This is a genomic window from Pseudomonas savastanoi (assembly GCF_020917325.1).
Classification (GTDB): Bacteria; Pseudomonadota; Gammaproteobacteria; order Pseudomonadales; family Pseudomonadaceae; genus Aquipseudomonas; species Aquipseudomonas amygdali.
The window spans coordinates 4,721,351-4,740,326 of sequence record NZ_CP076652.1 but is presented as its reverse complement, the minus strand read 5'-3'; the positions used below and the strand labels follow the sequence as shown (position 1 = coordinate 4,740,326).

General features: G+C 58.4%; 16 protein-coding genes. 8 read left to right on the top strand and 8 right to left on the bottom strand.

Annotated features, from left to right (window positions below; translation table 11 throughout):
* Positions 1-67 precede the first annotated feature (67 nt).
* The 5 genes from pcaR to KP808_RS20035 all read left to right on the top strand — a co-directional run bounded on the left by pcaR (position 68) and on the right by KP808_RS20035 (position 5,392).
* Positions 68-910, top strand: a complete 843-nt coding sequence (gene pcaR / locus KP808_RS20055; protein WP_003363842.1) for a pca regulon transcriptional regulator PcaR — start codon at positions 68-70, stop codon at positions 908-910.
* A gap of 200 nt (positions 911-1,110) precedes the next feature.
* Positions 1,111-1,968 (top strand): CoA transferase subunit A, encoded by an 858-nt coding sequence (locus KP808_RS20050; protein WP_058400839.1) that lies wholly within the window; start codon positions 1,111-1,113, stop codon positions 1,966-1,968.
* A complete protein-coding gene (locus KP808_RS20045) occupies positions 1,965-2,747 on the top strand; it encodes a CoA-transferase subunit beta (protein WP_170947368.1) in 783 nt (260 codons plus the stop codon). Before KP808_RS20050 ends, KP808_RS20045 begins: the two co-directional genes overlap by 4 nt.
* On the top strand, positions 2,744-3,949 hold the full coding sequence (gene pcaF / locus KP808_RS20040; protein ID WP_306824536.1) for a 3-oxoadipyl-CoA thiolase: 1,206 nt from the start codon (positions 2,744-2,746) through the stop codon (positions 3,947-3,949). The genes KP808_RS20045 and pcaF overlap by 4 nt, the downstream gene beginning before the upstream one ends.
* A 141-nt stretch (positions 3,950-4,090) precedes the next feature.
* A complete protein-coding gene (locus KP808_RS20035; RefSeq protein ID WP_058408078.1) occupies positions 4,091-5,392 on the top strand; it encodes an MFS family transporter in 1,302 nt (433 codons plus the stop codon).
* A 66-nt stretch (positions 5,393-5,458) separates the two neighbouring features.
* Here the strand turns inward: KP808_RS20035 and KP808_RS20030 are convergent, their stop codons facing one another.
* Genes KP808_RS20030 through KP808_RS20020 form a run of 3 tightly spaced genes read right to left on the bottom strand, consistent with a single transcriptional unit; the run spans position 5,459 to position 11,214 of the window.
* Positions 5,459-6,919 (bottom strand): AdeC/AdeK/OprM family multidrug efflux complex outer membrane factor, encoded by a 1,461-nt coding sequence (locus KP808_RS20030; RefSeq protein WP_058400773.1) that lies wholly within the window; start codon positions 6,917-6,919, stop codon positions 5,459-5,461.
* Positions 6,916-10,050 (bottom strand): efflux RND transporter permease subunit, encoded by a 3,135-nt coding sequence (locus KP808_RS20025; protein ID WP_058400774.1) that lies wholly within the window; start codon positions 10,048-10,050, stop codon positions 6,916-6,918. Before KP808_RS20025 ends, KP808_RS20030 begins: the two co-directional genes overlap by 4 nt.
* Positions 10,051-10,053: 3 nt before the next feature.
* Complete coding sequence (locus tag KP808_RS20020; RefSeq protein WP_058400775.1) at positions 10,054-11,214, bottom strand: efflux RND transporter periplasmic adaptor subunit; 1,161 nt, start codon at positions 11,212-11,214, stop codon at positions 10,054-10,056.
* Positions 11,215-11,468: 254 nt separating this feature from the next.
* Here KP808_RS20020 and pmeR point away from each other — a divergent pair, with 254 nt between their 5' ends.
* Together pmeR and KP808_RS20010 are read left to right on the top strand one after the other, a co-directional pair.
* Positions 11,469-12,113, top strand: coding sequence for an auxin-lysine conjugate-binding transcriptional regulator PmeR (pmeR, locus tag KP808_RS20015; RefSeq protein WP_122281189.1), 645 nt, complete (start codon positions 11,469-11,471; stop codon positions 12,111-12,113).
* Positions 12,114-12,594: 481 nt separating this feature from the next.
* The gene (locus tag KP808_RS20010; protein ID WP_058400777.1) at positions 12,595-13,725 is read left to right on the top strand and encodes a DUF3396 domain-containing protein; all 1,131 of its coding nucleotides are present in this window, start codon (positions 12,595-12,597) and stop codon (positions 13,723-13,725) included.
* Positions 13,726-13,739: 14 nt separating this feature from the next.
* On the opposite strand, the gene KP808_RS20005 is transcribed toward KP808_RS20010, so the two are convergent.
* Both KP808_RS20005 and KP808_RS20000 read right to left on the bottom strand, forming a co-directional pair.
* Positions 13,740-15,236 carry an MDR family MFS transporter gene (locus tag KP808_RS20005; RefSeq protein WP_058400778.1) on the bottom strand — a complete coding sequence of 499 codons (1,497 nt, stop codon included), beginning with the start codon at positions 15,234-15,236 and terminating at the stop codon, positions 13,740-13,742.
* 127 nt (positions 15,237-15,363) lie between these two features.
* Complete coding sequence (locus KP808_RS20000) at positions 15,364-15,534, bottom strand: hypothetical protein (protein WP_004416346.1); 171 nt, start codon at positions 15,532-15,534, stop codon at positions 15,364-15,366.
* 165 nt (positions 15,535-15,699) lie between these two features.
* Between KP808_RS20000 and KP808_RS19995 the strand changes: the two genes are divergently transcribed.
* Positions 15,700-15,939 (top strand): hypothetical protein, encoded by a 240-nt coding sequence (locus tag KP808_RS19995; protein WP_058400779.1) that lies wholly within the window; start codon positions 15,700-15,702, stop codon positions 15,937-15,939.
* Here KP808_RS19995 and KP808_RS19990 read toward each other — a convergent pair whose 3' ends face one another.
* From KP808_RS19990 to KP808_RS19980, 3 genes are all read right to left on the bottom strand, one after another.
* Positions 15,940-16,563: a flavin reductase family protein gene (locus KP808_RS19990; protein ID WP_004658879.1), complete on the bottom strand. Its 624-nt coding sequence runs from the start codon at positions 16,561-16,563 to the stop codon at positions 15,940-15,942.
* Between the two features lie 139 nt (positions 16,564-16,702).
* Positions 16,703-17,059, bottom strand: a complete 357-nt coding sequence (locus KP808_RS19985; protein WP_058400780.1) for a hypothetical protein — start codon at positions 17,057-17,059, stop codon at positions 16,703-16,705.
* A gap of 424 nt (positions 17,060-17,483) precedes the next feature.
* Complete coding sequence (locus KP808_RS19980; protein WP_058400781.1) at positions 17,484-18,809, bottom strand: MFS transporter; 1,326 nt, start codon at positions 18,807-18,809, stop codon at positions 17,484-17,486.
* Positions 18,810-18,976: the final 167 nt, after the last annotated feature.

Genomic DNA, 18,976 nt, shown 5'->3' with positions numbered 1-18,976 from the left:
ACTGCTTCCAATAGACCTGAAACCTGCGCTCCACAGGGCCTGAAAGGGAGTTACAGAGGGTGTGTCAATGAACGATGAACTGCGTAAATCTTTTGCCTCATTGGCACCGCCCATCGTGGCGTCACCCGCAAAGCGCATTCAGGCGCTGACCGGTGACCCGGATTTCATGACTTCGCTGGCGCGCGGGCTTGCCGTTATTCATGCTTTTCAGGAGCGCAAGCGGCACCTGACCATTGCCCAGATCAGCCACCGGACGGAAATTCCCCGGGCTGCAGTGCGTCGCTGTCTGCATACGTTGATCAAGCTGGGTTACGCGACCACCGATGGTCGTACGTACTCGCTGCTGCCCAAAGTGCTGACCCTGGGCCACGCCTATCTGTCATCTACACCTCTGGCGACTTCTTCGCAGCCTTATCTGGACCGTATGAGCGATCAGTTGCACGAGGCTTGCAACATGGCCACGCTTGAAGGGGACGACATCCTTTATATAGCGCGCTCGGCGACCACGCAGCGATTGATCTCGGTCGACCTGTCGGTGGGCGGTCGCCTTCCGGCATATTGCACGTCCATGGGCCGAATTCTGCTGGCCGCGCTGGATGATGTGTCGTTGCATGAATACCTTGATCATGTAGATCTGCAGCCCAAGACCAGTCGTACCATTCGCACGCCGGAAGCGCTGCTGGAATGTCTGCAACTGGTTCGTCAACAAGGCTGGTGTATTGTCGATCAGGAACTGGAGCAGGGGCTGCGCTCGATTGCCGTGCCGGTCTATGATGCGTCGGGCCAGGTGCTGGCGGCGCTGAATGTCAGTACCAGCGCCGGCCGTGTGGCACGCAGCGAGCTGGAACAGCGCTTTTTGCCGATCATGCTCGATGCCAGTCGCGACCTGAGTACGCAGCTGTTTACCTGACCTTGTTTGCCTGGGTATGGTTAAACGGGCCTGGTTATCCGAGCTCGTGAGCGATTGTTAGTCAGCTGAATTTGTTCGGTTACCGAACGGTTAGTCGATTATCGGATTGTTTGCCTGTCTGCTCAGGCATAACCTCATTTTCATTCCGGCGCAGGTCTTCGCGCTGTTTATTGAACGTGATGTTGGGTTCGGAGCACCTCATGGCAGACATTCTTTCTCTACGCGATGCGGTGAAGCAACTGGTCAACGATGGCGACATCGTTGCGCTGGAAGGCTTCACGCATCTGATCCCCACCGCCGCTGGTCATGAAATTATCCGTCAGGGTAAAAAAGACCTGACCCTCGTGCGCATGACGCCTGACCTGATCTACGACCAGTTGATCGGTGCCGGTTGTGCGAAGCGTCTGATTTTTTCGTGGGGCGGCAACCCCGGTGTCGGTTCTCTGCACCGCCTGCGTGATGCCGTTGAAAAGCAATGGCCGCGCGCGATGGAAATTGAAGAGCACAGCCATGCCGACCTCGCCAACGCCTACGTGGCTGGTGCGTCGGGCCTGCCGTTCGCGGTGCTGCGCGCCTACGCCGGGTCCGACCTGCCCAAGGTCAACCCGCTGATCAAGACGGTGACCTGCCCGTTTACCGGTGAGGTGCTGGCGGCGGTGCCATCGGTACGCCCGGACGTGACTGTTATCCATGCACAGAAAGCCGACCGCAAAGGCAACGTGCTGCTCTGGGGAATTCTCGGCGCGCAGAAAGAGGCCGCGCTGGCTGCGAAGCGTTGCATTGTGACGGTGGAAGAAATTGTCGATGACCTGAAAGCGCCGATGAATTCCTGCGTACTGCCGACCTGGGCATTGAGCGCCGTGTGTCTGGTGCCCGGTGGTGCTCACCCGTCTTATGCGCATGGCTATTACGAGCGTGACAACCCGTTCTACCAGGCTTGGGACCCGATTGCCCGGGACCGTGACACCTTCACCGCGTGGATCGATGAATACATCCACGGCACCGCAGATTTCAGTGAATTCCAGAGCAAGCTGGCTCGCGCTTCGGAGGCCAAATAATGACCTACTCCACCAGTGAAATGATGACCGTTGCCGCAGCCCGTCGTCTGCGTAATGGCTCGGTATGCTTCGTTGGCATCGGTCTGCCCTCCAAGGCTGCGAACCTGGCGCGTCTGACATCAGCGCCCGACGTGGTGTTGATCTACGAGTCCGGCCCGATTGGTGCCAAACCTACCGTGTTACCGCTGTCGATTGGCGATGGCGAGTTGGCGGAAACCGCCGACACGGTGGTGTCCACCAGCGAAATCTTTCGTTACTGGCTGCAGGGTGGGCGCGTCGACGTCGGCTTTCTCGGCGCAGCGCAGGTGGACCGCTTCGGCAATATCAACACCACCGTTGTCGGTGATTATCATCATCCCAAGGTGCGCCTGCCGGGTGCCGGTGGCGCGCCGGAAATCGCCGGTTCGGCCAAGTCAGTGCTGATCATTCTCAAGCAGTCGGCGCGTTCGTTCGTCAACAAGCTGGACTTCATTACCTCAGTCGGCCATGGCGAGGGCGGCGATTCGCGCAAGCGCCTGGGGCTGCCCGGTGCAGGCCCGGTGGGGATCATTACCGACCTGTGCATCATGGAGCCGGAAGCTGACACCAACGAGTTCGTTGTGACCACGCTGCACCCTGGCGTGACTCGCGAGCAGGTGATCGCTGCCACGGGCTGGGAGATCCGCTTTGCCGACACAGTGGTCGTTTCCGAAGAGCCTACCGAGGTCGAGCTGACGGCGCTGCGTGATCTGGAAGCCCGGACTGCCGCCGCTCATGGTCAGGTTGCAGGAGAAGCGTGATGCGTGAAGTATTTATTTGCGATGCGATTCGCACACCCATCGGTCGCTTTGGCGGCGGGCTGTCTTCGGTGCGTGCCGACGACCTGGCCGCTGTGCCGATCAAGGCACTGATGGAGCGCAACCCATCGGTCAACTGGGAAGAGATCGACGAAGTATTCTTCGGCTGTGCCAACCAGGCCGGTGAGGACAACCGCAACGTTGCGCGCATGGCTGCGCTGTTGGCGGGGCTGCCGGAAAGCGTGCCGGGGGTGACCCTCAATCGCCTGTGTGCTTCCGGGATGGACGCCATCGGCACCGCGTTCCGTGCCATCGCTTCCGGCGAAATCGAACTGGCGATTGCTGGTGGCGTTGAGTCGATGTCCCGTGCGCCGTTCGTGATGGGCAAGGCTGATGCAGCGTTCTCGCGCAACATGAAGCTGGAAGACACCACCATCGGCTGGCGCTTCATCAACCCGGCGATGAAAGCGCAGTACGGCGTGGACTCAATGCCCGAGACAGGCGACAACGTTGCAACCGACTTCAGGATTTCTCGAGCCGATCAGGACGCTTTCGCCCTGCGCAGCCAGCAGCGCACTGCCGTTGCCCAGGCTGCGGGCTTTTTCGAGGAAGAGATCGTGCCGGTACGAGTTGCGCACAAAAAAGGCGAAACCATCGTCGACAAGGACGAGCATCCGCGCAGCGATACCAGCCTGGAAACCCTGAGCAAACTCAAGCCAGTCAACGGCGCGGACAAAACTGTCACCGCAGGTAATGCCTCCGGGGTCAACGACGGGGCTGCTGCATTGATTCTGGCTTCGGCCGAAGCTGTAAGAAAGCACGGCCTGACGCCACGCGCCCGTGTACTGGGTATGGCCAGCGCGGCGGTTGCGCCTCGGGTGATGGGCATCGGCCCGGTGCCTGCGGTACGCAAGCTGGTCGAACGGCTGGGTCTTGCGGTGACTGATTTCGACGTCATCGAGCTCAACGAAGCCTTCGCCAGCCAGGGTCTGGCAGTTCTGCGCGAGCTGGGCCTGGCGGACGACGCACCGCAGGTCAACCCCAACGGCGGGGCCATTGCGCTCGGCCATCCACTGGGCATGAGCGGCGCGCGGCTGGTGCTGACTGCGTTGCACCACCTGGAAAAAACCGGGGGACGCAAAGGTCTGGCAACCATGTGCGTCGGCGTAGGGCAGGGCCTTGCCCTGGCGATAGAGCGCCAATAACCCTGACATAATCCACGGTTCAATGACCCGACTCAGCGGATTGCCTCCACGAAAAGGCAATCCGCTGGTTCGGGTTGTTGTGCTTGGGTGAGTAGGATGTTACAGATTGTTGCTTATGGACAAATCCGCGTGGGGAAAATAATGACTACAACTTCAAAAGCACCGCATTACACCGGCGAGGAGCGAAGCAAAAGAATCTTCGCGATTGTCGGGGCGTCATCGGGCAACCTGGTCGAATGGTTCGACTTTTATATCTACGCCTTCTGCGCGATCTATTTCGCGCCTGCCTTTTTTCCTTCCGATGATCCGACGGTACAGTTGCTCAACACCGCAGGCGTGTTTGCTGCTGGTTTTCTGATGCGCCCGATTGGCGGCTGGTTGTTTGGCCGTGTGGCGGACAAGCATGGCCGCAAGAACTCCATGCTGATTTCGGTCACCATGATGTGCGCGGGATCGCTGATCATCGCTTGCTTGCCAACCTACGCTTCGATCGGTGCCTGGGCACCGGCCTTGCTGCTCATGGCGCGCCTGCTTCAAGGCCTGTCGGTGGGCGGTGAATACGGCACCACGGCCACGTACATGAGTGAAGTGGCCTTACGCGGGCAGCGCGGTTTTTATGCCTCGTTCCAGTACGTCACCCTGATCGGCGGCCAGTTGCTTGCCGTGTTGACAGTGGTCATCCTCCAGCAGTTTCTGACCACCGAAGAGCTGCGTGACTACGGCTGGCGTATCCCGTTCGTGATCGGTGCGGCCGCTGCTGTCATTGCCTTGCTGCTGCGTCGCACACTCAATGAAACCACTACCGCCGAAAGCCGTCAGGACAAGGATGCAGGCAGTATTGCCGCACTGTTCAAGCATCACGCAGCGGCCTTCATCACCGTGCTGGGTTACACCGCCGGTGGCTCACTGATTTTCTACACCTTCACGACCTACATGCAGAAATACCTGGTCAACACCGGAGGCATGGAAGCCAAGACCGCTAGTTACATCATGACCGGCGCGCTGTTTCTGTACATGTGCATGCAGCCTTTCTTCGGCATGCTTGCGGACCGTATCGGCCGTCGCAATTCGATGCTCTTGTTCGGCGCCCTGGGTACGCTGTGTACGGTGCCGATCCTGATGACGCTCAAGACCACCACCAACCCGTTCATAGCCTTTGTGCTGATTACCCTGGCGCTGGCGATCGTCAGTTTCTACACCTCGATCAGCGGGCTGGTCAAAGCCGAGATGTTTCCTCCCCAGGTTCGCGCACTGGGCGTCGGGCTTGCTTATGCAGTGGCCAACGCAATGTTCGGCGGCTCGGCTGAGTGGGTTGCACTGAAACTCAAGAGTGCCGGAATGGAAAACAGCTTTTACTGGTACGTGACGGCGATGATGGCGGTAGCGTTCCTGTTCAGTCTGCGTTTGCCCAAAGAACCCAAGTACCTGCATCAGGACCATTGATCGCAGGTTTGTTTCGGCCACAAAAAAACCACCTGATCAGGTGGTTTTTTTGTGTGCCGCTTTAAATCAGAACAGTTGAACCGAAGGCTTCTCTTTGGAGATGGTTTCGGTCTGCCCGGTCCTTTCGTACCAGCCGCCGCCGAGGGCCTTGTACAGGTTGACCTCGCTGGTCAGCTGCGACAGGCGATCGGTGATCAGCGTTTGTTGCGCACTGAACAACGAGCGCTGGGCGTCGAGGAAGGTCAGGTTGCTGTCGATACCGATCCGGTAGCGACGCTCGGCCAGACGATAGTAGTCCTGGTTGGCCGCGACGAAGTCACGTTGCGCCTGGAGCTGCTCGTCGTAGGTCTTGCGCGAAGCCAGGCCGTCAGACACTTCCTGGAAGGCGGTTTGAATCGCCTTCTCGTAGTTGGCGACGCTGATTTCTTTCTGGATCTTCGAGTAGTCCAGGCTGGCGCGCAGGTTGCCGGCGTTGAAGATCGGGATATTGATGCTCGGCTGGAACAGCCAGGTTCCCGAGCCTCCCTTGAACAGGCCGGACAGCTCAGTGCTGCTGGTCCCGGCACTGGCCGTCAGGCTGATGCTCGGGAAGAACGCTGCGCGTGCTGCGCCAATGTTGGCGTTGGCTGCCTTGAGCGTATGCTCGGCCTCCAGAATGTCCGGACGACGCTGCAGCAGATCGGACGGCAGGCCAGCCGGCATTTCGGTCAGCATGTCGGAATCCAGCAAGTGGCTGGCCGGCAGGTTGTCGGGCAGCCCGGTGCCGAGCAGCAGCACCAGACTGTTCTGATCCTGTGCAACCAGACGCTCGTACTGAGCCAGTTTGGCACGCGCGCTTTCGACGGCGGTGCGTGACTGGCTCAGGTCCAGGGCCGAGGAAACACCGACTTCATTACTGCGCGAGGTCAGGCGATAGCTTTCTTCGTAGGTCTTGAGGGTGTCCTGCGTCAGCTTGAGCAGTTCCTTGTCGGCCTGCCAGGTCATGTAGGCATTGGCGACGCTGGCCACCAGACTGATCTGGGTGCTGCGACGCGCTTCTTCGCTGGAGAAGTAGGTTTCCAGCGCCTGCTCGCTAAGGCTGCGCACCCGGCCAAAGAGGTCCAGCTCGTACGAGCTGACACCCAGCGTTGCCGAATAGCTGCTGGTGATGCCTGCTTGACCGGTCTGCGACTGTTCGGCTGGCACGCGTTGACGAGTACCGCTACCTGTCGCCGAAACAGCAGGGAACAGGTCCGAGCGCTGAATACGGTACTGGGCACGGTAGGCGTCAATGTTCAGGGCCGCGACCCTCAGGTCGCGGTTGTTGAGCAGTGCAGTCTGAATCAGCTGTTGCAGCGCCGGATCATTGAAGAAGTGCCGCCAGCCTTGCTCCGCAGCGGCCATTTTGGCACCTTCGACCGGCGAGTACGCTGGCCCTTGCGGATATTGTGCGGCGACCGGTGCTTCCGGCTGCTTGTACTCGGGGATCAAAGAGCAGCCGCCGAGAATGAACGCGGTAACTGCAAGAGAGATCAATGACTTGCTCATTGGCCAGCCTCATCGTGTGAAATATGTTTCTTCTTGCTCTTGAAGAGCCCTGAAACCGAGACAAAGAACAGGGGCACCCAGAAGATCGCCAGGATAACGGCCGTGATCATACCGCCAATTACACCAGTACCGATCGAATGTTGACTACCTGAACCTGCGCCCGTGGAGATTGCCAGCGGCACAACGCCGAGGATAAACGCCATGGACGTCATGATAATCGGGCGCAGACGCATACGGCACGCCTCGATTGCCGAGTCGACCAGGCTCTTGCCCTGCTCGTGCAGCTCTTTGGCGAACTCGACGATCAGAATGGCGTTCTTCGCCGCCAGACCCACCGTCACCAGCAAGCCCACCTGGAAGAACACGTCGTTGGACAGGCCGCGCAGGCTGGTCGCCATCAGTGCACCGATAACCCCCAGCGGCACCACGAGGATGACCGCGATCGGAATCGACCAGCTTTCATACAGCGCCGCCAGACACAGGAATACCACCAGCAACGACAGCGCGTAGAGGGCAGGGGCCTGCGAGCCGGACAAACGTTCCTCGTAGGACAGACCGGTCCACGAAATGCCGATACCTTGCGGCAGTTTCTTGGCCAGGGCTTCTACCTCGGCCATCGCCTCGCCGCTGCTGTAACCCGGGGCAGGAGTACCGAGCACTTCCTCTGCTGCCACGCCGTTGTAGCGCGACAGTTTCGGTGAGCCGTAGGTCCATTTGCCGCTGGCGAAGGCCGAGAACGGCACCATTTCACCCGAGCTGTTGCGCACGTACCACTTCTTGAGGTCTTCAGGCGTCATACGGGCACCCGCATCGCCCTGGATGTACACCTTCTTCACACGGCCACGGTCGATGAAGTCATTGACGTAGCTGCCACCCAACGCGATGGACAGTGTGTTGTTGATGTCCGACAGGGTAATGCCCAGCGCACTGGCGCGTTCGTCGTCGATGATCAACTGGTATTGCGGCTCGTCGTTCAGCCCGTTCGGACGCACGCCTGCGAGAACCTTGCTCTGCGCCGCCATACCGAGGAACTGGTTACGCGCTTCCATCAGTTTGTCGTGACCCACGCCGCCCTGATCCTGCAGGTAAACGTCGAAACCTGTGGCGTTACCCAGCTCGAGAACAGACGGTGGAACGACCGCAAACACCATTGCGTCGCGCAGGCTGAAGAAATAGCCCTGAGCGCGCTTGGCCAGTTCGAAGACGCTGTTGTTGGAATCCCGTTCTTCCCACGGCTTGAGCATGACGAACGCAATCGCCGAGCTTTGGCCGCGGCCCGCAAAGTTGAAGCCGTTTACCGAGAACACCGACTTCACTGCGCCGCTTTCCTTGGTCAGCAGGTATTCACGCATGTTGTCGATGACTTCCTGCGTACGCTCGGTCGAGGAGCCTGCCGGGGTCTGAATCTGGGCAAAGATGACGCCCTGATCTTCTTCCGGAAGGAACGCGGCCGGGATACGCATGAACATCCAGACCATGCCTGCGCAGATCAGGATATAGCCCAGATAGGCCGGCCATTTGTGCTTGAGCATGTTGCCGACGCCACGTTCGTAGCTCAGAACGCTGCGGTCGAAGGTGCGGTTGAACCAGCCGAAGAAACCACGTTTTGGCTGGCCGTGGGTCTTCTCATCGATAGGCTTGAGCATGGTGGCGCACAGCGCCGGGGTGAAAATCAGGGCGACAACCACCGACAGGGCCATGGCCGAGACGATAGTGATCGAGAATTGCTTGTAGATCACCCCGGTAGAGCCGCCGAAGAACGCCATGGGCAGCAGAACCGCCGACAGCACCAGCGCAATACCGACCAGCGCACCCTGGATCTGGGTCATGGATTTGATCGTGGCGTCGCGCGGGGAGAGCTTTTCCTCCTCCATCACCCGCTCGACGTTTTCCACCACCACAATCGCATCGTCCACCAGCAAGCCGATGGCCAGCACCATACCGAACATGGTCAGGGTGTTGATGGTGAAGCCGAATGCCGCGAGGATGCCGAACGTGCCCAGCAATACCACCGGTACGGTCATGGTCGTGATGACCGTGGCGCGGAAGTTTTGCAGAAACAGGTACATCACCAGGAACACCAGCACGATCGCTTCGATCAGGGTGTGAACCACACCGTTGATCGATTCGCTGACCACTGGCGTGGTGTCATACGGGTACACGACTTTCATGCCTGGCGGGAAGAACGGCTCCAGCGACGAAACGGTCGCACGGATAGCCTTGGCGGTATCCAGTGCGTTGGCGCCGGTCGCGAGTTTGATCGCCAGACCCGATGCCGGTTTACCGTCGAACTGCGAGTCGGTGCTGTAGTTCTCTGCGCCCAGGCCGACAGTCGCGACGTCCTTGAGGCGAACCTGCGAGCCGTCGGTGTTGACCTTGAGGAAGATGTTGCCGAACTGCTCGGCGGTCTGCAGGCGCGTCTTGCCGATGATCGTGGCGTTCAGTTGCTGACCGCTGATGGACGGCAGGCCACCCAACTGGCCGGACGATACCTGAACGTTCTGCGCAGTGATCGCGTTTTTCACGTCCACCGGAGTCAGCTGGAAGTTGTTCAGCTTGGCCGGGTCCAGCCAGATACGCATGGCGTACTGCGAACCGAAGACCTGGAAGTCACCCACACCGGAGGTCCGGGAAATCGGGTCCTGCATGTTCGACACGATGTAGTTGGCCAGGTCTTCCTTGCCCATGCTGCCGTCTTCGGACACCAGGCCGATCACCATCAGGAAGTTCTTCACTGCCTTGGTCACGCGGATACCCTGTTGCTGCACTTCCTGTGGCAACAGCGGGGTCGCGAGGTTGAGCTTGTTCTGTACCTGAACCTGCGCCGTATCGGGGTTGGTGCCCTGATTGAAGGTCGCGGTAATAGTCATGCTGCCGTCGGAGTTACTTTCCGAGCTCACATAACGCAGGTTGTCGATACCGTTGAGCTGTTGCTCGATCACCTGCACCACAGTGTCCTGCACCGTCTGGGCAGAAGCGCCCGGATAGGTAACCTGAATACCGATGGCTGGTGGTGCGATGCTCGGGTACTGGTTGATCGGCAGGCTGGAAATCGACAGCGCACCGACCAGCATGATCACGAGGGCAATAACCCAGGCAAAAATGGGTCGATCAATAAAGAATTTCGACATGGGTTACTCCCCTTTGCTGCCTGCGGCTTTATCAGTGGCCGGGGCAGGTGCCGGGTTTGCTCCTTTGACGTTGGTCGCTTCGGCGACTTTCACTTCGGCGCCTGGTTTGACGTACTGCAAGCCTTCGGTAATGACCCGATCACCTTCTTTCAAGCCGTCTTCGATCAGCCAGTCGCTGCCCACGGTGCGGTTGGCCACCAGCGTACGCATTTCAACCTTGTTGTCCTGGTTGACGATCATGGCGGTCGGCGTGCCTTTCAGGTCGCGGGTCACGCCTTGCTGCGGCGCCAGAATGGCTTTCGCACTGACGCCAGCCTGCAATTGAGCGTGGACGAACATGCCAGGCAGCAGGCGATGTTCCGGGTTCGGGAACACGGCGCGCAAGGTTACCGAGCCTGTGGTCTGGTCAACCGATACTTCGGAGAATTCCAGCTTGCCTTCCTGGCCGTAGACACTGTTGTCTTCCAGCGTCAGCTTGACCTTGGCCGCGTTATCGCCAGCTTTCTGCAGCTTGCCGCTTTCCAGGTCATTGCGCAGTTTGAGCATGTCGGCAGACGACTGAACCACGTCCACGTAGATCGGATCGAGCTGCTGGATGGTTGCCATCGCATCGGTCTGTGCACTGCTCACCAGTGCGCCTTCGGTCACTGCGGAGCGGCCGATACGACCGGAAATAGGTGCCAGCACCTTGGTGTAGCGCAGATTGATCTGGGCGGTCTGCAAGGCGGCCTGAGCTTCCTGCGTGGATGCCTGGGCGGTGTCGTATTCCTGACGGCTTACCGCTTGCTCGCTGACCAGTTGCTTATAGCGATCAGACATCGACTTGGCGGACTGCAGAGTCGCCTTGGCGCTGTTGGCATTGGCCTCATAGACAGCCGGGTCAATCTGATAAAGCTGCTGACCGGCTTTGACGTCGCCACCTTCGGTAAACAGACGTTTGAGAATGATGCCGTTGACCTGAGGGCGTACCTCGGCGACGCGGAATGCGGTGGTCCGGCCTGGCAGCTCGGTGGTCAGGGTATAGGGCTGTGCTTTGAGGGTAACGACGCCGACCTGAGGGGTTTGCGCAGGCGGGGCCGCCTGTTCCTTCTTGCTACAGCCACTGAGCAGGGTTGCCAGGGCGACGGCAGTGACCAGAACGGTAACAGCTGGCTTGAATTGCATGAAGATCCTCGGGGCAGGAGCCTGTTATCTCAACAGTACGTTGAAGTGTAAAAAAATATTTCGGCTAGATAAGTAGCATGCTAAGGAATATACTTACATTCGCGGCTGTTTGTAAACACCGCAATGCGCATTCGGCCACTATTCAGGGAGCCGGGAGCCGATTCGGGACAAGGCGAGACAAATGCCGCCCGGCCATATCTCAAGGCATGACGCAAGACGCGTGCCTGAGGTGAATTTTTTGAGGTCTTATTGCCATGGTTCGTCGCACCAAAGAGGAAGCTCAGATCACTCGCAGCCAGATCCTGGAGGCTGCTGAGCAGGCTTTTTATGAGCGAGGCGTCGCCCGCACCACGCTGGCCGATATTGCGACGCTTGCCGGTGTGACGCGAGGCGCCATTTATTGGCACTTCAATAATAAGGCCGATCTGGTACAGGCCATGCTCGACAGTCTTCAGGAGCCTCTCGACGAAATGGCGGAGGCCAGTCAGAGCGAGGACGAGGAAGACCCGCTGGGCTGTATGAGAAATCTTTTGATTCATTTGTTTCATGAGCTCGCACTGGACCCGAAAACCCGTCGCATCAATGAAATCCTGTTTCACAAGTGCGAGTTTACTGACGAGATGTGTGATTTTCGTCGTCAGCGTCAGGACAACGCCATACAGTGCCACGACCGGATCACCCTGGGGCTGAACAATGCCGTGCGCCAGGGGCAACTTCCCAAAGATCTTGATACGGCCCGGGCCGCAGTCGCCCTGTTTTCTTACGTCAATGGCATCATTTATCAATGGCTGCTGGTTCCAGACAGCTTTTCATTGCCGGCAGAGGCCGAGCAACTGGTTGATGTGTGTCTGGACATGCTGCGCTTCAGCCCTACGCTAAGAATCAGCAAGGCTTCCTGACTGAAGATGACAGGCCTTGGAGCATGCCGGTTCAGTCGGGCCGTTATCTTTCATACAAAGCCTAACTCCAATTCGTATTTTTTATACAGTGTGTTTACCGACTGTTTACCCGTCCTGATCTATTGCACTCACCGATTGCTGCCGACCGGGTATTGATCCGACAAAATATTGTAGGAAGTGGGTAGGACATTTCCTGATACATGTAGCTGATTTCCCAAAGTAATTTCCGAGTATTGCCCCGCGGGAAAACTCCCTTCACTCTTCGGCTCCGGAAAGATCAGAAGAGAGGAAGGTTGCATGTTTTTGCCGAATCTTGCGCCCATGTGCCCTGAAATCAACGCCAGATCCGCTGAAATGTACGCGCGTGGGCAGGGTCGTGGCTTGCGTAAGCGCAGGTCTGCATCGGACGTGATCGAAACATGCAAAGGGCATGCAGGCATGAGCGTAAATCTGGCTCTCTCGATCAAGGGGAGGGCAGAGCATGTCGGACACTACAACTGATGCTGTGAGGCTGCTGGCCGGAGTCGCGCAGCAATCCGAACGGGTTGCCATGGATTCTGAATTGGGGACACCCGTCATTCGGCTTGGGTTGATCACTACACTGTATTTCCGCAATGGTCACACGCTGGAGATGAAGCGTCGGGTCGAAGCCTGCTTTTCGCGCTTCTATGAGGCGTTCAAGCCGAAACTCAAATGGCAACTGTTCAAGCGCATGCGTCGCTTGAGCGCATCGGGGTTTGCGTCGACCCGGCGTCAGGTTGTCGAGAGCCTCCCGGACGAGCAGTTCATCTGGTCTATCGCCAGTGCGACCCAGGCCGAGGTCGCCATGTACAGCCTGTTTGTCATGAACACCCCGCAGGGGCAAGCCGACAACGATCGCTCTTGCCTGAAAATGGTCTTGCCCTGGTCCTGCCTGACCGAGCCTGACGGTTTGAAGAACTATGAAGCCTGGATCCGCTATCTAAGCAGCGAAGTGCAGGCCGAGCATGGTTTTGGCGGGCTCGCCTGTGTATTGCCTTGCGATGGGCACCAGTATTTACCCTGGGAGTATCGACTGGCTCAGGACTACATCGGGTTGATGGTCGATCCCGGTCCGCACATTGAAAGCCTGCGTTTGCTGGACCGTATAAAGGGCGTCAGCTGGTATACGGTGCTGGGCGAAGGGTTTGTCAGGCAGCTGGGAGGGAGCGACAGATTGCGGGGCGAGATGAGCGCGCACAGCGACATCGTGTTTCATAGCTATCGCAACGGGTTGATCATTCGGGCGGGTGCGGTGCCTGAGTTGGGTGGTCGAGGCCTGCCGCCGCAACCTTATGTGACGGTCAACCGGATGATCAAACCGGTTCGCCTGCAGGATACCGGCAACCTTCATCCCTACCTTGCTCCCGGTATCGGCTTTACCGAGGAAACCACCGCGCAATGGTATGCGCGATTTGATGAAAAACCGCTGCCGCCGGTTGATGCGGGGCAGGCATGCCCTCGATCTGGCTGCTGGTTCAGCAGCGCACAGTTTGGCTCTCGTCGACATTTCGACGAAGGTGAACTCATGCCGGCGTTCACCCATATAAAAAGCAAGAAAACCCAGTGGTTCTGGGCCGGGATGTCGTCCTGAGTCAGCGCGTCGAGCTAATCGCGGCCTCGCAATAGCGTATTGGGCATTGCTACGGCTGCGGCAAGGCCGAGCAGCGAAATGGCCGCACTGGTGATCAGCAGGTTTCTGAAGGTCAGCGCCAGTTCGGCTCGCAGTGTTTCCAGAGCCGGTCCGGTTGCTGCATTAAGGCTGTCGAGCAGGACATTACCGGAGCTGCCTTCGCCACCCAGCGCTCCCGAGCCGGGCAGACCGACACCGGTATGCTGCAACATAGCCAGCAGCAGCGCCGACATCAACGCTACGCCTACTGCACCACCCAGCGAGCGGAACAGATTGGTTGTGCTGGTGGCCACGCCCATATCCCTTGGTTGAACCGAGTTCTGGGTACCGACCAATGAAGTGGGGAACTGCATGCCGGTGGCGATGCCGGTCAGGACCATGAACAGGCTCATCGCTATCAGCGATTGGGGAGGCGTGAAGGCCATGCCCAGAATCGCGATGGGCATCAGCAACGCCCCGGTCAGGATAAGTGGTTTGTAGCGCCCGGTTTGCGCGGTGCGTCGCCCGGCGAAATAGGCACCCATCGGCATGCCGATCGCCAGCGGAAGCAGGTGCAGGGCGGCACTGTCTGCACCGCCACCGGTGACGGTCTGGTAACGCAACGGCATCAGGACGATCAGGGAAATAGCCTGAAAGCTGGTAAAGAACACCGTGCACCAGCAAAGCACGGCACTTTTATTGGTGAACAGGTGCATGGGCAACAGGGGCTCGGCGGTGCGGCGTTCGTACCAGACGAAAATGCCCAGCGTCAGCAGGGCGGTGCCCAGTAACAGCTGAACCTCTAAATCGCCCAGACCATGCCCCTGACCAATTTCGGTAACTCCCAGCAGCAGCGCGGTCAGGCCGATGATCATCAGCACCGTACCCAGGTAGTCGATAATCGGTTTGCGCTGTGGCACCGGCAGGCCGACCAGGGTTCGATATGCGACGATCAGCGCGGCGGCCCCCAAGGGCAGATTGATCAGGAACACCCAGCGCCATGACAGGTATTCGGTCATCAAACCGCCCAACACCGGGCCCGCAACGCTGGCCAGGGCGTACATGCTGCTGAAGTAACCCTGATAGCGGCCCCGCTCACGAGGCGGAACAATGTCGGCGATGATTGCCTGGCTTACCGAAACCATGCCGCCTGCACCGATGCCTTGAAGGACGCGCGCCAGCACCAGTTGTTCCATGCTCTGCGCCATGCCACAGAACAAAGAGGCGAGGGTGAAAAGCCCCAGGCCGAACAGCATCAGTTTACGCCGCCCGTATAGATCGCCCAGCTTGCCGTAGATCGGCACTGCAACGGTCAGGGAAACCATATACGCGGAAATGACCCACGCCAGCAGATCGATGTCCCTGAACTGGGCGGAAATGGCAGGCATCGAAACGGCAACGATGGTCTGATCCAGCGCGCTGAGCAATACCGCCATCATCAACGCAAACAGAATGCTGCGAATGGCCGGAGGCGTTTGAGTAAGACTGGTCAAGGCAAAACCTGATGGCAGTGTTGACCCGCCGCAAGTGTGGCGGGAGAGTCTGGCCAGTCTAATCCGATAGCTTGCTAATCGATAGCTGCCTTTGCTGAACGATGACGCAATTCATGCTCCGCAAGCGTCATCGCAAGGCGCTGAAGGTGGCATCGGTTGGCACGCAATGGCCAAACGTACAGCTGGAGACATAGGGGGCCTGGCGCGCCAGTTCGTTACGATAGGCACCGGCGCTGTACACGGCCAATACCGCCAGAGCTCCTGCGACAACCATGCATTTTCTTGTTATTGCTTTCATGACGCACTCCTTACCTCGGCTACAGAGCAGTTTGAAAGAACTGATTAAAGTGTAGGACACGGTTGAAGTTTGCGTCGGTAGTCATCATCTGCGCTTGCTGCGTGACGAATGCGCTGGAAGACGCGCTAGAATTCGCGCTTTGATTTATGAGCAGGGTCCAGACGCATGGCACGCAAGGAATACAACGGGTTTGAAGTGGTGTCGGCAGTCATGCCTTCCGAGCAGGGGTACAACGCGGCAATTGCCATCAAGGGGTTGGGTGCCGGCGGAGCGCCGCGCTTTCATGCGCTGCTGCCGGACCAGAAGTTCAAGACTGCCGATGACGCCGACCTGGCCGCTGCACAGGAACTGCAGCGGCTGATCGACATTGATGCCGAGGGCGAGCCGGTATGGGGCGATTCCTGATCAGGCGCCTGGACGGAACATCTTGAACAGCGCTTCCGGCCCCAGCTGGAAGTAATCTGCAGGACCGCCGCCACGCAGGATCGGCTCAGCGGCCGCGGTGTCATAAACACCGTCCTTGAGCAGGGATTTCTCGATGTGTACGGCCACCACTTCGCCCAGAATCAGCCAACTGGGCACCAGCTCCTTGTCGGCGCGTTGCAATTGAATGATCTGGGTGACTTTGCATTCGAACGACACCGGCGTCTCCAGCACACGTGGGACCGAAACGATATGGGAGGCCAGTGGCGTGAGGTTGGCCAGCTCGAACTCGCTGACATCCGGCGCTACCGGGGCACAGCTCTGGTTCATGGCTTCAGCCAGCGAGCGGGTCGCAAGATTCCAGACAAACTCACCGGTCTGCTCGATGTTATTGAGACTGTCCTTGCGACCAACGCTGCAGAACCCAATGATGGGGGGCACATAGTTGAACGCATTGAAGAAACTGTAGGGTGCGAGATTCAATTTGCCGTTGGCATCCTGCGATGAAATCCAGCCGATCGGGCGTGGCCCTACAATCGCGTTGAACGGGTCATGCGGCAGGCCGTGACCCTTGGATGGCTCGTAGGAGTGAATAGCGTCTGACATGCTCGATTCCTGATGGGCTCTGTAGGATGCGGACATAGTGCTGCGCATTTGCAGAGGATGCCAGAGCAGCGTGTATTTCCGCCTGGGCCAGACATGAAGAAGCCCGACATCGGCCGGGCTTGGGGCGTTGCGTGGGCTATCAACCCAGACGATTGGCACCTACGCGGTCTGCACCATCAGCGGCCAGACGGTTGGCACCGACGTGGTCTGCACCATCGGCGGCCTGACGGTTTGCACCGACACGGTCCGCGCCATCAGCGGCCAGGCGATTGGCACCGACGTGGTCTGCACCATCGGCAGCCTGACGATTCGCACCGACACGGTCTGCGCCGTCAGCAGCGACACGAATTGAACCGACATTAGTGTGTTTGGTGCCGCCTTCAGCAACGATGGTCGAGCGGGACATATCGTTTTGAACAGTTGTGACTGGAAGTGCAAAGGCGCTGGAAGCCAGAACAGAGAAAGCCAGGCCGAAGATCAATTTAGTGGTTTTCATGATGATGTCTCCAATGAGTGTCGGGTGAGTTGTCATCCCGGTATGGAGGCAATGCTACGCGCCAGCGGATTATTAAGAAGTTAATCGGATTGCTAGCGACCATCGCTGAAAATGATAGTTGGCTGTGATGCTCTGATTTCGGGCCTTGCAGGCGATGTTGCGTTATCGAGGTGCATATTTTGAAAAATCTTGTAATAAAGCCACTTGACAAAATGGAAGTGTAATTTTTTCAATGTCTTATCGCTGATTGGTCTCGAAAGTGTGCACTGTATTGAAACACTTTGTAGCAAGTGCTCATGTCGTTTCAGGGGGCGATGATGAAGGTTGTATCGATGTAACCGATATTGTGTTTCTCACACCGGCGTGGAAACGGCACGCCAACTCAGGCGTGGGCATGCCGCTCAGGCGTGTTAACGAAGAGTGATCAATCTGTCTCGATCCGCGAATGTTTGCGCGTGTCTTTCATGAAGACATACACCAGCAGCGAACAGGCGATGCACGCGGTTACGTACCAGTAGTAGCCGGTTTCCATGCCGATGCTCTTGAACCACAGTGCGATGTATTCCGCAGTACCGCCGAAAATCGACACTGTCAGTGCATACGGCAGGCCGACACCCAGCGCACGGATCTCGGTCGGAAACAGCTCGGCCTTGACCACTGCGTTGATCGAGGTGTAACCGCTGACGATGATCAGCGCCGCCATGATCAGGAAGAACGCGCCCCACCAGGTCTGAATGGTATGCAGCGTGGTCAGGATCGGTACGGTACACAGCGTTCCCAGTACGCCAAACGCAATCAGGATCGGACGCCGCCCGACCTTGTCGGACAGGGCGCCAATCACCGGCTGCAACAGCATGAACAGAAACAGCGTCGCGGCTGATATCGAGGTCGAGTCGGTGATGCTCATGCCGACGGTGTTGACCAGGTACTTCTGCATGTACGTGGTGTAGGTATAGAAAGCCAGGGTCCCGCCCATTGTCAGGCCGACTACGGTCATCAGTTCCTTGGGATGACGCATCAATGTGCGCATCAGGTTTTCCTTGGACTTTTCCTTTTTCTTGCGGGTGAACGACTCGGTTTCTTCCATGCCACGGCGCAGAAACAGCGCAACCACTGCACACAGGGCACCGATGACAAACGGGATACGCCAGCCCCAGGCATACAGCTGCTCGGTGGTCAGCGTCTGCTGCAGCACGATCAACACGCCCAGCGCGATGAGTTGGCCGGAAATCAGCGTGACGTACTGGAAGCTGGAAAAGAAGCCGCGACGTTCCTTGCTGGCCATTTCGCTGAGGTAGGTGGCCGAGGTGCCATATTCACCCCCGACAGACAGGCCCTGCAGCAGTCGGGCGAACACCAGCAGGATCGGGGCACCGACGCCGATGCTCTCATAGCCCGGGGTCAGGGCAATGATCAGCGAGCCGAAACACATCAGCAGTACCGATGCCATCAGCGCAGCCTTGCGCCCCTTGTAGTCAGCGTAAAGCCCCATCAGCCAGCCACCGATAGGCCGCATCAGAAAGCCCACGGCAAAAATCGCGGCGGTGTTGAGCAGTTGTGCGGTGGTGTCGCCCTTGGGGAAGAACGCTTTGGCGAAGTACAGCGAGAAAGCGGCGTAGACGTACCAGTCGTACCACTCGACCATGTTGCCGACCGAGCCGCTGAAAATGGATTTCAAACGGCTGGAAGTGGTTTTTTGGCCAGCAGCAGTAGCAGCCGACCCACGGGAGGCGGGATTGGAAGTTTCCATGGTGTTCCTTGTTTTTCATTATTTTTGGAAGGAGGCATTGGATGCCCTGCCTGTGACATAGCAGGAGCTGTGCCACACCATGAGAGCCTGTTCTAGAGCGGTTGAGAGACTTTGATGAGCAAGAATCCGCTTATCTGCCCGATTGAGGTAGGCGGATTCTTGCCGAT